The organism is Synechococcus sp. PCC 7502 (assembly GCF_000317085.1).
Taxonomy (GTDB): Bacteria; Cyanobacteriota; Cyanobacteriia; order Pseudanabaenales; family Pseudanabaenaceae; genus PCC-7502.
The window spans coordinates 2,063,973-2,077,068 of sequence record NC_019702.1; the positions used below are offsets into that span (position 1 = coordinate 2,063,973).

At 39.2% G+C, this 13,096-nt stretch carries 13 protein-coding genes; 7 read left to right on the forward strand and 6 right to left on the reverse strand.

Features of this window, described 5'->3' with window-relative positions; genetic code table 11:
• The first annotated feature begins 124 nt into the window (after positions 1–124).
• The 6 genes from SYN7502_RS10130 (at position 125) to SYN7502_RS10155 (ending at position 5,634) form a co-directional block, all read left to right on the forward strand.
• Entirely contained in the window at positions 125–2,452 is a 2,328-nt protein-coding gene (locus tag SYN7502_RS10130) for an NACHT domain-containing protein (protein WP_015168739.1), read from the forward strand.
• A gap of 207 nt (positions 2,453–2,659) precedes the next feature.
• A complete protein-coding gene (locus SYN7502_RS10135; protein ID WP_015168740.1) occupies positions 2,660–3,139 on the forward strand; it encodes a hypothetical protein in 480 nt (159 codons plus the stop codon).
• A 60-nt stretch (positions 3,140–3,199) separates the two neighbouring features.
• Positions 3,200–3,703 carry a hypothetical protein gene (locus SYN7502_RS10140; protein WP_015168741.1) on the forward strand — a complete coding sequence of 168 codons (504 nt, stop codon included), beginning with the start codon at positions 3,200–3,202 and terminating at the stop codon, positions 3,701–3,703.
• A 55-nt stretch (positions 3,704–3,758) separates the two neighbouring features.
• Positions 3,759–4,319 carry a hypothetical protein gene (locus SYN7502_RS10145; RefSeq protein ID WP_015168742.1) on the forward strand — a complete coding sequence of 187 codons (561 nt, stop codon included), beginning with the start codon at positions 3,759–3,761 and terminating at the stop codon, positions 4,317–4,319.
• A 139-nt stretch (positions 4,320–4,458) separates the two neighbouring features.
• The gene (locus tag SYN7502_RS10150; protein WP_015168743.1) at positions 4,459–4,965 is read left to right on the forward strand and encodes a hypothetical protein; all 507 of its coding nucleotides are present in this window, start codon (positions 4,459–4,461) and stop codon (positions 4,963–4,965) included.
• Positions 4,966–5,016: 51 nt separating this feature from the next.
• A complete protein-coding gene (locus tag SYN7502_RS10155; RefSeq protein ID WP_041429360.1) occupies positions 5,017–5,634 on the forward strand; it encodes a sensor histidine kinase in 618 nt (205 codons plus the stop codon).
• Here SYN7502_RS10155 and SYN7502_RS18325 read toward each other — a convergent pair.
• Positions 5,617–8,271 carry a response regulator gene (locus SYN7502_RS18325; protein WP_015168744.1) on the reverse strand — a complete coding sequence of 885 codons (2,655 nt, stop codon included), beginning with the start codon at positions 8,269–8,271 and terminating at the stop codon, positions 5,617–5,619. The two genes, SYN7502_RS10155 and SYN7502_RS18325, sit on opposite strands and share 18 nt — an antisense overlap.
• 160 nt (positions 8,272–8,431) lie before the next feature.
• On the opposite strand from SYN7502_RS18325, the gene SYN7502_RS10165 reads away from it, so the two are divergent.
• The gene (locus SYN7502_RS10165) at positions 8,432–9,403 is read left to right on the forward strand and encodes an NAD-dependent epimerase/dehydratase family protein (protein ID WP_015168745.1); all 972 of its coding nucleotides are present in this window, start codon (positions 8,432–8,434) and stop codon (positions 9,401–9,403) included.
• A 16-nt stretch (positions 9,404–9,419) separates the two neighbouring features.
• On the opposite strand, the gene SYN7502_RS10170 is transcribed toward SYN7502_RS10165, so the two are convergent.
• From SYN7502_RS10170 to SYN7502_RS10190, 5 genes are read right to left on the reverse strand one after another with little or no spacing between them, the layout of a single operon-like run.
• The gene (locus SYN7502_RS10170; RefSeq protein WP_015168746.1) at positions 9,420–10,634 is read right to left on the reverse strand and encodes a dihydroorotase; all 1,215 of its coding nucleotides are present in this window, start codon (positions 10,632–10,634) and stop codon (positions 9,420–9,422) included.
• Positions 10,635–10,637: 3 nt separating this feature from the next.
• Complete coding sequence (locus SYN7502_RS10175; protein ID WP_015168747.1) at positions 10,638–11,492, reverse strand: Rpn family recombination-promoting nuclease/putative transposase; 855 nt, start codon at positions 11,490–11,492, stop codon at positions 10,638–10,640.
• A gap of 4 nt (positions 11,493–11,496) precedes the next feature.
• Positions 11,497–12,207, reverse strand: coding sequence for a 2-C-methyl-D-erythritol 4-phosphate cytidylyltransferase (gene ispD, locus SYN7502_RS10180; protein WP_015168748.1), 711 nt, complete (start codon positions 12,205–12,207; stop codon positions 11,497–11,499).
• The gene (locus tag SYN7502_RS10185) at positions 12,204–12,713 is read right to left on the reverse strand and encodes a GIY-YIG nuclease family protein (protein ID WP_015168749.1); all 510 of its coding nucleotides are present in this window, start codon (positions 12,711–12,713) and stop codon (positions 12,204–12,206) included. The genes ispD and SYN7502_RS10185 overlap by 4 nt, the downstream gene beginning before the upstream one ends.
• A complete protein-coding gene (locus tag SYN7502_RS10190; protein ID WP_015168750.1) occupies positions 12,714–12,929 on the reverse strand; it encodes a DUF2839 domain-containing protein in 216 nt (71 codons plus the stop codon).
• Positions 12,930–13,096: the final 167 nt, after the last annotated feature.

Genomic DNA, 13,096 nt, shown 5'->3' on the forward strand with positions numbered 1-13,096 from the left:
AAAACTTAATATTTGGGGTGATTTAATTACGATTATTTACTTTTGTAAACACATGTTACTTAGGTTTGCAGGTATAACTTAATTACCCACACTAAATACATCTACCGATAGTCGGGGGGAAATAATGGCAAAAAGATCGCTTAGGGCATCACCCTCAGGCATAAAAAAAGCCAAGCAAATGTTTGCATTAAAAGGCTGGACTCAGGAATTTTTAGCAAATGAAGTAGGAATTAAAACTCGACAACCAATTTGGCGTTTTTTTGCGGGACAACCGATTGAGAGATATACATTCTTTGAAATTTGTGCAATCCTTGACTTAAATTGGCGAGAAATTTGTGACAGTCCACCTGCAGAAGTAATTGACCGTGAAGGGGAGGATGGGGATGGATCAACACCTGCTGCTCCAATTGATTTAGATACTCTGGTTAATACAGTGCGATCGCAGCGTCAAGACAAAATTCAGCATCAATGTGGCATCCTACAATTATTAGACATCAACCGTCCCGTTGCCATTAACAATATTTTTACGGATGTCAATATTTTAGAGCAAATCGCCAGCCAGCAATGGTTAGATACATCAGCTTTGGGTAATCTTAATCCTGAAGATATTGATCGCTTTGGGTTAGGAAAAATTACGGCATCTCAAATTTCGGGAATGGACGCAGTGGAGAAATATAGTAAGCTGCGAGTATTAGGTAAGCCCGGCTCCGGCAAGTCAACATTCCTCAAACATCTAGCAATTCAATCTAATCTGGGCAGGTTTGCGGCTCAATACGTCCCGATTTTTATTACGTTACGAGACTTTGCCGAAAGTGGTGAGGATCATGAACAGGTGGATTTATTGAAATTTATTCATCAAGAGTTTATATCTGCCGATATTCCCCTGATGGCAACGCTGAAAAGGCTTTTACAGGAAGGTAGAGTCCTGCTGCTCATTGATGGTATGGATGAAGTTTGGCATGAAAAAGAACACATGGTATTAAATGAAATTCGCCGCTTTGCTGATAAATATCATCGCAATCGCTTTGTGGCATCCTGCCGTACTGCCTCGCAAAAACTGTCACTAAAAGGCTTTACGGACGTGGAAATTGCTCCGTTTACCCACACTCAAATTAAGGCGTTTGCCCGCAAGTGGTTTGTGGAATTTAGCCCTACTAATAGCAGTGATGGCATAGCGAAAGCAGGGGAATTTATGAAGAAGTTGCAACTTGCGGAAAATTGGCGATTTCGGCGACTGATTACTACACCTTTATTTCTGCATCTTGCCTGTTCTATTTTTCACCGCCAAGAGAAGTTTCCAATTAAGCAAGCTGAATTTTACAAGCAAGGCATGGATTTGCTATTGGGGAAATGGGATGAAGTACGGGGGATTGAACGGGATCAAATTTACAAGGGATTTTTACTACCGCAAAAGGTGAAATTATTAAGTCAAATTGCCCTAGCCACCTTTGAACAGGGACAGTATTTTTTTGAACAAGGTGTAGTTGAGCAGCATATTACCGACTATATGCAAAAGCTCCCCAATGCTAGTAATGATCCCGAAGAAATCCAAGAGGTCAGTGAATCAGTGTTACGGGCGATCGAATCTCAGCATGGACTCTTAGCAGAACGGGCAAGGGGGATATTTTCATTTTCCTATTTGGCTTTACAAGAGTATTTCTCAGCCCGAAAAATTGTGGCGAGTCATAATCTGCAAGCATTGGGAGAATCTTTACAAAGACTTGTCAGCCATATTAGCGATCCCCATTGGCGAGAAATCTTTTTGCTTACTGCCAGTATGCTGCGTAGTGCCGATGGCTTAGTGGAATTAATGAAACAAAAAATTGATGCCATTGTGACTAATGATCCCTATTTACAGCAATATTTAACTTGGGCAAACCAAAAATCAGCAAATATTGAAACGAAAATTAAACCCAGTACAAGTCGGGCATTTTATCTAGCTCTGTCCCGTGCGCCTCATCTGATTCATGATTTTTCCTTAGCTTTTACCTTAGATCAGGGAGCAATTTTAGATGCGGGACTGGAAGAATTACTAGAACAATGCATTAATACTGGCAATAAAGACTTTGCCTGTATCCATTCCTGTGGCGATGCCCTTAGTAATATTTTGGGGACTGTATTGGACTTGGGATTTCATAAGTCTTTGGAAGAACTTAGTAAGCAATTACCCGATCAGAATCATACTAAAGCTAGTTTTGAGAACTGGTGTGCTAATAACTACGAAGCTTGGGTAGCACAATTAAAAAATGTGGTTACTTCCCATCGCAATATCAGTAATGAATGGCAATTTAGCACCGAGCAGCAGCAAATTTTACAACGCTACTATGATGCTAATCAATTATTACTGGATTGCTTAAATAGTGATTGCAAATTAACACCCGACATTAGAGAAGAAATTGAAGCAAGTTTATTATTACCACAGAAGGAATTAGAGAAACGAGAGTGGGCATGAATAATTTTTCTTAAACTCAAAGCTGTTGTTTAATTTTTAATCAAACATTGTATTAAAAACACTAGATTAAGAAATGTATAGAAATCAATCAAATCAACCATGTTATGAATTAAGTCGAACATCATCCTCAGAGAATAAGCCAGTGAGGAATTTTACTTATTATTAATATTTTGTTAATACTGTTACTAATACATAGGGATTACGAATATGTCTAATGATAATTTACCTAAGGATTCTGTATCTGAGACTGTACCTAAAACTGGATATACGGTTAATAATGACGGACTATTAAATAATTATGCGCTTGAGCCAGAAATGTACGAGGAAGATGGCGGGGCTTTATCAGAATCAAGCGATCGCGTGACTGTTGTTGATATATTTCCTTCAGTTTTAGAAGCTAAAAATGCGGTATTGGAGATGGGACATAAGGGGCTGCGAGCGGATCAAATTTCGATTGTGGGAAAAGACTATCAAGAATCTGAAAGCTGTATTAATTGGGACAAGATTACTGCGGATGGTGGCTTGGCAACGGTTTTAGCTGAATTGGGGATTAGTGAAGATGCCATATTGCAATTTGAAGGTGCGATCGCCGCAGGTAATTTTTTAGTCATTGCCATTGGTAGCGATCGGGAAGCTAGTCAAGCGCAACACGTTCTGGAAAACATTGGTCATTGTATTCAAGGTTGAATTCAAAATTGATGCGTAATTGCCTAGAGTTTAATCGAGATATTGGGAGAGACAGAAAAAATGACAAGTGAGCAAACAAATATTTATTTTGATGAGATTGAGATGGTTTTAATGGAAAGTAGCTCTCTCAATGAAGTTTTAGTGGATAGAGAAGTAAATGTGCAGGGTTTACAAAATTTTCTGACCTCAGATGGTAAATACTTTCCTAAATTCGGTACTAGATTTGATCAAATAGTTCCTGTAATTGCAGTTTTTTCTTCTTTGCAAAATGCGGAAAGAGTAGTACTAGCATTACAAAGACAGGGCTTAGCTTCCTATCAGGTTTCCATAGTTACGAAAAAAGAGCTAGATATTAAACTCTCAATCAACTGTGAAAATATATCCATATCAAGTGAGTTCTTGATCAAGATTTTAGGTGAACTAGGAATCAGTAAAAATGCCACTTTGAAATTTGCAAATGCGGTGGATGATGGCAAATTTTTGGTGATGGCGATCGGTAGCAATCGGGAAGCTAGTCAGGCGCAACACGTTTTAGAAAACATTATTCATTGTATTCAAGGTTGAGAATTGATCTGTAATTACCTAGAGTTTAATCGAGATATTGGGAGAGACAGGGAAAATGACAAGTGAGCAAACAAACGTTTATTGTGATGAGTCTAAGATGGTTTTAATTGAAAGTAGCTCTCTCAATGAAGCTTTAGTACATACAGAAGTAGATGTGAAGGAATTAAAAAAAAGTAATGCGACCGTTCCCCTCTTGTTTGAATTGGATTACAGTGAGACAGGTAGTGAATCTTTTCCCAAATCTGATCAAAGAATTTCTGTGATTGAAGTTTTTTCTTCTTATCAAGAAGCAGAAAGAGTCGTATTAGCATTCCAAAGACAGGGTTTAGCATCCTATCAGATTTCCATAATTAGTAAAAAAGAGCGAGATATTAAAGTCTCAATCAACTGTGAACATATTTCCATATCAAGGGAATTTTTGATCGAAGTTTTAGATGAATTACAAACAGATCATCATGCCAAACTAAGATTTATCAATGCCGTGGATGCTGGCAAGTTTCTAGTGATTGCGATCGGTACTGCTTGGGAAGCCAGAAAAGCACTTTATGTTCTTGATAATATTGCCCATTGGCATTTCATCAATCTTTTTAAATCAATTTTAACTTTCCCCTTGTAAATAACTAAATCATTAGCCAATTTATAAATTGCAGTGAGATTGAACTTAAGTTTAATAGTTCTGATCTAAGGTAAAAGCCCCAAATATCCGCAAAGTAAGCTAAAAAATTTAATTAATAGTAAATAAATTGAAGAATGTTATGAATACAGTAGTTTTTAATCTTGAGGAACTTGAGTTGGAACTAATTGATGCACAAATTGATCATAATGCGATCGCTGCCAAAGAAGGTTTAGAGAGGGATTTTAAGAATAATGGGCGTGTCTATAAATCTCCATATTCAGTCGGTAATGAAAGAGAACATAGCGTCACGGTAGTAGATATATTTTCCTGTCAGTGGGAAGCAAAAAATGCAGTAGTGGAACTACAACGTCAGGGCTTAAGTTGTCAGAATATTTGGCTGATTGCCCATGAATATCAAGCAATTACAGAATCTGTGGGCTTGGTTCGCAAAGAGAATGGGACAGTGACGGAAAACCTAACTTTATTTTTGAATCAGTTGGGAATTTCTAATCCAGACTTAGGGGAGTTGATAGAAGCAATTAAAGATGGCAACTATTTAGTAGTGGCGATCGTTACCAATCAAGAAGCCAGTCAAGCTCAGCATATCCTTAAAAATATTGGTCATTTAGCGATCGCTGTATATTAATTCAATTCACACTATAGGAAAGAATCCATGAATATTAGGAGGAAATATCCAATGGCTAATACCCAAGCCATAACTCAAACTGGATTAACGGATACCTATAGTAAAAATATTCATAGCTCCTCTTCTCCCCATCACCAGACAGATAGAGATAGCAATTCAAAAAAGCATTGGCAATGGTTAATTTTAGAAATTGAGGATATATCGAATTCCGCTTCAAGATTTAGAGTTGATGATGTAATTGCTGATACGATTTCCGTATTATCCAGAGTTGCTACACCTAAAGGTATTGATATTATTTTTACTCCCAATCCTGAGGCGATCGCCCATTCAGATCCAGATATAACCTATTCTATGAGCCATTATCTGCTTTCCAACTTGGTTAAACTAAGTCAGAGAGGTGAAACAATAAGAATTTCTTCTAAAATTGATCAAAACATAGTTCTTATCTCGATTACTAATGTGGAAATAGGAATGAATAAAGAAAAATTAGATCAGCTTTTTAAGGTGAACTCAGACTCGACAAGCATGGGACTAGTTGGAGATTTAGTACCTAGAATTGAGCTATTGCTATGTCAGAACTTTGCTAGAGAGAATATAGGTGTTTTATCGGTTATCTCTGGAGAAACTCAGGGTGTAACATTTACGTTTACTTTACCCAAGGTGACTTAAGACCTGACGGGAAAATTCTGAGATAATGCGATTAAAATCTTGAATCGGAATAGGCTTAGGCAGAAAGTCATTCATTCCTGCATCAATACAAAGTTGACGATCTTGTTCTAAGGCATTGGCTGTTAAAGCAATAATCCAAGGTTGAGGTTTGTCAGATTGACGAATAATTTTTGTGGCTGTAAGTCCATCTATTTCTGGCATTTGCATATCCATGAGAATTAGATCGTAAGATTGCTGTTCTACCATCGCTAATACTTCTAGTCCATTATTGGCAATATCGGCAATATAACCCAGTTTTCTAAGCATCATTGTCGCTACTTTTTGATTGACTGGATTATCTTCAGCAAGAAGAATTTTTATGGGTGGTTTAGCGATCACATTACTCTGTTGAGAACCTGATTCAGACTTAAGTGGAATTATTGATGATTGGATTTCAGTTTCAGAGAATGTTTTTAAGCGAATTGTAAAATAGAAACTAGAGCCGTGGGTGTTGCTTAGGGAATGCCAATCCCCAGGGAAGTTACCAGATATATTGCCAAGGCTTTCCACCCAAATCGTGCCATCCATTAACTCAACTAAGCTTTTACTAATTGTTAAACCCAATCCTGTACCACCAAATTTGCGAGAAATAGAAGAATCAGCTTGAGTGAAGGGGTGAAATAGTTGATGAATGCGATCGCTATTAATGCCAATACCAGTATCTTTGACGGATATTAATAACTCTAGGTGTGAATTGTTCAGAGTTTTATGTTTAGCCACTGTAATGATAACGCTACCATTTTCGGTAAATTTAATAGCATTTCCCACCAGATTTAAGAAGATTTGACGGAGGCGAGTGCTATCTCCGATCACTTTTAGGGGAATATCAGGGAAAATTACATACTTCAGATCAAGGTTTTTAGATAGGGCTTGCTTACTCAAAAGTTTACATACGGAAGTAATTAAATTATTTAAATCAAAGGGGTGATCTTCTAATTCCAGCATTCCTGACTCAATTTTGGAGAAGTCGAGAATATCATTAATAATAACTAACAGAGTATCGCCACTATCTTTGATCGTTTGGACAATATCCTGCTGCTCTTCTGTCAGATAGGTATTTGCTAGTAACTCTGCCATTCCCAAGACTCCATTCATGGGTGTACGAATTTCATGACTCATGTTGGCGAGAAACTCACTTTTAGATTTTGCGGCTGATTCGGCAATTTCTATGGCTTTGGCTAGGGCTATTTCTGCTTGTTTGCGATCGCTAATGTCAGATACTGCGACTAATACTTCATTATGATTGAGGGGAACAATACGAGCTTTTTCGTAGTAGGTTTGATCTTGATCAATAAATTTATACTCTTGTTTCTGAGTTATACCAGTGGAGATTGCCAGTTGAGCTAGCGCAATCCGTTCTTGGGCGATCGCTAAAGGCATGATGTCAATTATGTTATAACCTACGCTGTCTTGAGGTCGATCAGGTTTAGTATCGGGATTAGTGACTGCATGTAAACAGTGAATTGCCCCAGCATTAATAACTTCCATCTGTAATCCATCTTGCCGCATGCGGATCAATAGGTCTGGGATCGCATGAATTATGGCACGGGTAGTAGTTTCACTTTTTTGGAGAGCTAGTTCTGCCTCTTGGCGATCGGTAATATCTCGGACAATTACTAGTGCTTCCTTGTCGTTAACGGCAACTATGCGAATTTCTTCGGTGACTAACTTGCCGAATTTAAAGAGTTGATGACTATAAACCTGCAATTCCTTAGTAGCGATCGCCTTAGCAATGGTTTCAAGCTGGCGTTGCAGTAGATCGGGTGGCAAAAATTCCAATAGATGGTGCTGAATTGGCGCAAACTGATTGTCGGTGGAAGGGAAAAAACTATCCAGACAGTAGCCATCAAGATCAACCTGTAGGATTAAATCGGGCATTGCCTCAAGAATAGTTCTTTGCCGCAGTTCACTTACCCTTAAATTTGCTTCGCTATCTAAAAGAGTTTGATTGATTTTTTCTAATTCTGATATTCGAGCTTGAACTTGTGCTTCAAGATTCTCTTTCTCAGCCTGTAATTTCTCTAACAAAGATGCTTGATGGACGGCTATGCCCAGTTGAATGGCAATTTGCTGTAATCCATCGATTTCTTGGGGCTGCCAAGAGCGAGGTGCAGTGCAGTTATGAACAATAATTAGTCCCCAAAGTTGGGATTGATTGAATACTGGAATTACTAAAATTGCTTTGACTTGAGCTTGGTTTAAAAAGTCGGCATCGCAAGAGTTAAGGTTGCTACTGGAAATATCATTGATAGCTATAAAATTATGATCTTGATCAACAGCCAGTAAACCAGACTCAAGGTACTGATCACAGACTACCTGATTAATTAACGAAAACCGAGGATCGGAAATAGACTCTACTACTATTTGACCTTTTTGATGCGAAGTAAGATGGGGAGTAATGTGATTAAGCTGATAAATTAATACCCGATCGCATCCTAGCAGTTGATGTACTTGATCCGCAGTGGTTTGGAGAATTGTTTGTAGATTTGAGGACTGATGAATTTGCAACGCAATGGAAGCAATAAAGTTACTCCAAGCTAGTTGGGCAGAGTAATCTATATCACTGAGATTTTGAGTAGTAATAGGGCGTAAATCCATGCCGCAATTGTCCGTTGTAGGTATTGATTCGTCACTGCATAGGGCATTTTGTTTTAGGTTTTTCCGTCTCCATTATCCATAATAATTATAGATGATGGTTTATAGAAATTTCCGTGGGCAATTTGGTAGTAGGATCAGCTTAATTTTTGATGCAGGATGAATGACTAAAAAAGTTTTTATTACGGGTGCCAGTGGATGCGTAGGGCATTATTTAGTGGAGTCTTTAATTCATAAAACCGATTATGAGCTTTATCTTTTAGTGCGCGATCGCCACAAGCTTAAGGTGGATATAAACGTCCGTGCGGGCATTAATATTGTTGAAGGCACCATGCAGGATATTGAGACATATCGAGACTTGCTCGGCACCATGAATTATGTGATCAGTACGGCGGCGGCTTGGGGCGGAACGGAAGTTACCTTTGACACCAACTTACATAAAACCGTAGATTTATTTGCTGCCCTTAATCCTGCTGTGTGTGAGCGAGCGATTTACTTTTCCACTGCGAGTATTCTGGATCAAGATAATCAACTTTTACCCTCAGCAGGAGAAATTGGCACAGACTATATTCGCTCTAAATATGCTTGTCTGGAAAAATTAGAACATTCTGCCATTAGCGATCGTCTAATTACGGTATTTCCAACTTTGGTATTTGGCGGAGATGGCAATAAGCCTTATTCACACCTGTCGGGTGGTTTAAAAGAAGTGGCAGGATACATTAATTTAATTCGATGGGTAAAGGGTGATGGCAGTTTGCATTTTATTCATGGTAGCGATATTGCCCAGATTATTACTCAACTAATTACCAGTGATGATTGCCGTCTAAGTTGGGATTTAGATGACTTTAATTTCCCTGTGCGTTTGGTATTAGGAGAACCTAGACTTACGGTTAATCAGGCGATCGCCGAGGCTTGTGCATTTTTTAAAAAGCCCATTGGCAGATGGTCACCCCAACTAAATCTTACGCCTTGGTTAGTTGATATTGTGATCAAGCTCTTTAAGATTCAGGTGGCGGAATGGGATCGGTTTTGCATTAAGCAACGGCATTTCACCTATAAAGTCGTGAGTCCCGAAACCTTTGGGCTTAAGTCTAATTATCCGAATATTGCTAGTCTTTTAGCGGAGATCAATTAACCAAGATCAAATAAATTTACGGTCTCAACACCTTACCTGTGAGGGTTTTGCCATATACAGAAGTATTAGTGGAGAGAGAGGCGATCGCTTTGACTGTCCAAGTCTGATTAGGATCGAACAGAGTAGCAAGTTTTAGGTTTTGCGGATCAAGGTTTAAACATTGAGCAGGTCTAATACTGAGTGCTTGCCATAGTTCCAAGGGTGTGAGCTTTTCTGTTACTACCAGTTCTTGCCATAGAGTCGCTAAAATCAACTCCAACCCAATGACCCCAGAGGGTGCTGATTCAAAATCCACGGTTTTTTCTTCGTAGGTATAGGGTGTATGATCGACGGCGATCGCATCAATTGTGCCGTTTTTTATACCATTAATCAAGGCTGCCCGATCCTCGGAATTGCCCAAAGGTGGAGATAGGCGTAAATTGGGATCGTAGGAGTGTAAATCTTGATCCGATTGCCATAAATTCATCCAACAGACACTGGCGGTTACGGGTAAATGGGAGTTTTTGGCTTGGGCGATTAATTCCACACTACGGGCAGTAGAAATTTTCATAAAATGGGTGGGAGTTTTAGTCAAAGCTACTAATTCTAATAAGCTTGCTAAAGCTACGGTTTCTGCTATTTCAGGGATGCCAGCCAACCCATATTGTAAAGACCATTTACCTTCACGCATGACCCCAGATTCAGCCAAGTTACTATGCCACGCCCACAGCATTAGGGGTTTATGTAGAGGTTTTACATACTCCATCACTCGTCGGACTAACGCTAAATTCGATATGGGTTTGCCATCACTAAATCCGACCACATGGGGTGCTAGTTCTGCTAAATCTGTAATTGCCTTACCTTCGCAGTTAATAGTGATTCCTCCCCAAGGTAAAAATAAAGAATGCGATCGCCAAAATTCCGTAGCAGTGGCATTATCGATTGCTGGTTGAGTATTCGGTAAAATACCGACTTGAGAAAATCCCCCATTTTTAGCAGAGGCAGTCAAAGACGATAGGGTTTCCCGCTTTTCAAATCCCGGCTCTCCACTGTGGCTATACATATCAACTAAGCCTGTACCTAAAATGAGCCCAGAGCGATCGCTGATTTCTACATCTTCTGGAGGCGAATCTAATCCAATTTGAAAGTTACCATCAGATGTGAGCAAAATATCTTGAATAGATTCAGTCTGGGTAATGGCATCGATTACTTTAACTTGTTTAAATTGAGAAGCTTTAAATAATGCAGGCATGGGTTATTCTTGGACTTCCTTAGCTAAATTAGCTTGACTATTAAACCAATTTTCTAAGTCATCGATTGATTTGAAATCTAGTAATTGCTCGGCGAGTTCTTCGATTTGAGTGACTTCTAGTTTTTGGAGGGCTAGGATATGGCGATCGCTTAACTTTCCAAACCGTCGGTTAAGTATTCTTAAAACAAGGGATAATTCACCTTCTTGGCGACCCTCTTGGCGACCCTCTTGACGGGCATCTTGATAAACTCTGGTTTGCTTGAGGTCACTAATGGTAAACATTGCTTCGATCTCCTGTCGTGATAGTTTTGGAAATTTATAAACTAATACTGTTTCAATTAATTTTAGTATTTCTGCTTGGGTATTGGCATTGACCGCTAATTGCTTTGCTAAATTTATGGCATTTATCGGTTTTGCAATTACAAGTTGAACCACCCCTAGGGCAAGGGATTCGGGATTTACTAATAATTCATCTAGGTAAATGGGAATGATTCTGCCACTGTCAAAAAATTCTTGATAGTGATGTAAACTTCCATAATCCAGGGTGCGTTGGGCAAATATGGCTACAGCCTTCCACTGATTTGGAGGTTTGTACTGCCTTAAATATAAGCAGATTTCTGCCATTAAATCCCAGTAAAAATCTGATTTATGCTGGAATTGCACCTCAACAAAGTAAATCGGTTTTGCTTGTAGAGTATCGGGCGGTGTGAAAATCCCATCAAACCGAAAGGCTTTTTCTTTAACTTCTACGGATTCAAATTTATATCCCACGGCATTTTCAATTGGTTCACCTATTAGCTCAAACAATAAGGTGTCAAAGGTTTGAAATAATTGGTAAAAAATAGTATCTGTACGCATGAGTCTAGTTAAGCGGGTGGGGCGATCTTTGCTTTAAGATAAATTCGGCGATCGCTAAATCTTGAGGGGTAGTAATTTTAAGATTTGTCTCTTCCCCCATGACAATTTGTACAGGCAACCCAATTTTTTCAAATAAGGCGGCATCATCGGTTACTGCCCAGTTTAAGGTTTGAGCTTGAAAATGTGCTTGTTTTAGCTCTTTGACTGCAAATCCTTGGGGGGTTTGGGCAGCCCATAAGTAATTGCGATCGGGAGTGGATTGAACTATGCCATCATTGACAACCTTAATGGTGTCTTTAACTTGGATAGCGGCAATCAAGCCTAAATATGTTTGTAATGCCTCAGCACAGCGTGTAAATAAATCAGGAGTAGCTAAACATCTTGCCCCATCATGGATCAAAACATACTCAGAATTTGCAGGCAATGCGTTTAAGCCGTTAAATACGGATGCTTGGCGCGTATCTCCGCCTTGAATTAGGATAATGATTTTCTCAGAGTTTAATTTGGCGAATATTTCCCTAAACGCAGGAAAGTCATAGGGCTGACCAATGACACCAATCCATGAAATTGCGGAAGTTGAGATCGCTGCCTCCAGAGTCCATTGCAAAATTGGTTTACCTAAAAGTGGTAGTAAAAGTTTATTGCGATCGCTACCCATGCGCCTCCCACTCCCAGCCGCAGGAATTAATAATTCACAAGTTGGTACAGAAATCATGGTTTTAAATCCAAAATCCCCTGACCCTTGAGTTTGGGATTAAAGCGGACTTCAAAACCCACACCTCGGCTTGCTAGTTGCTGTAAAATGTCTTGTTCAATGCGTCGTGCCAAGTTCTTTAATACTTTTTCCTGTTCCGCTTCATTCATAGTATTTTCATAGGCAGCTTTTTCAGCATCGGTGATCCATCTCAGGCAGTTCAAGGGTTGTTCCCATAGCTCATGATCGGTATTTGCACAAGATGCTTGCCATGCTGCTTGAATTTCCAGTAAGGCAGTACGACTGGGCTTGGCAATGGTTTCTATTTTTAGCCAATGACATAAACTGGGAACCCTGACAATATGCAGCTTTAGACTTACCGCTATATCACGGGAAATGCCCACATACTGAAGTTGGCGATCGCTATCAAAGATGGCATACACTCCAATCTTACCCACTAGATCAGGAGAAATATTACCAGTTTGATCTAAGTAAGGTAAAAACTCAATATCAGTTAAAGCCGCCATTTAGTATACTTTCCACCAACCAAAGGCTGGACCAATAAACCGAATTGTCACCCAGTAGGCAACCATGATCCCAATGCCAATCCAAGCACCCGTCGTCGTAATTTGCACAAACTGATTAGCTTTTTGTTTTGTCAAAAAAGGGAGCCAAGATACAATCGGTTCTGGTTGTCCGTAATTATCCCCCAATTCCGCCTTACGTCGTTTTGACTCGCCCATAATCGTTTTTTCCTTAGACTATCTATTCAAATATATAGCTTAGGTTTACTTGATTCGGGATTTTGACAAAAGTTTAAGAAAAATGGGATCGATTAACCAATAAATTAAGACGGAAATCAATAAACGACATTATGATTACTCACATTGCCTAAAAGAACTATCTCTTC

Coding starts and splice junctions, on each gene's coding strand:
- SYN7502_RS18325 (WP_015168744.1), bottom strand. CDS start 8,271: ATGGATTTACGCCCTATTACTACTCAAAATCTCAGTGATATAGATTAC.
- SYN7502_RS10165 (WP_015168745.1), top strand. CDS start 8,432: ATGACTAAAAAAGTTTTTATTACGGGTGCCAGTGGATGCGTAGGGCAT.
- SYN7502_RS10135 (WP_015168740.1), top strand. CDS start 2,660: ATGTCTAATGATAATTTACCTAAGGATTCTGTATCTGAGACTGTACCT.
- SYN7502_RS10175 (WP_015168747.1), bottom strand. CDS start 11,492: ATGCGTACAGATACTATTTTTTACCAATTATTTCAAACCTTTGACACC.
- SYN7502_RS10170 (WP_015168746.1), bottom strand. CDS start 10,634: ATGCCTGCATTATTTAAAGCTTCTCAATTTAAACAAGTTAAAGTAATC.
- SYN7502_RS10155 (WP_041429360.1), top strand. CDS start 5,017: ATGGCTAATACCCAAGCCATAACTCAAACTGGATTAACGGATACCTAT.
- SYN7502_RS10130 (WP_015168739.1), top strand. CDS start 125: ATGGCAAAAAGATCGCTTAGGGCATCACCCTCAGGCATAAAAAAAGCC.
- ispD (WP_015168748.1), bottom strand. CDS start 12,207: ATGATTTCTGTACCAACTTGTGAATTATTAATTCCTGCGGCTGGGAGT.
- SYN7502_RS10140 (WP_015168741.1), top strand. CDS start 3,200: ATGACAAGTGAGCAAACAAATATTTATTTTGATGAGATTGAGATGGTT.
- SYN7502_RS10190 (WP_015168750.1), bottom strand. CDS start 12,929: ATGGGCGAGTCAAAACGACGTAAGGCGGAATTGGGGGATAATTACGGA.
- SYN7502_RS10185 (WP_015168749.1), bottom strand. CDS start 12,713: ATGGCGGCTTTAACTGATATTGAGTTTTTACCTTACTTAGATCAAACT.
- SYN7502_RS10150 (WP_015168743.1), top strand. CDS start 4,459: ATGAATACAGTAGTTTTTAATCTTGAGGAACTTGAGTTGGAACTAATT.
- SYN7502_RS10145 (WP_015168742.1), top strand. CDS start 3,759: ATGACAAGTGAGCAAACAAACGTTTATTGTGATGAGTCTAAGATGGTT.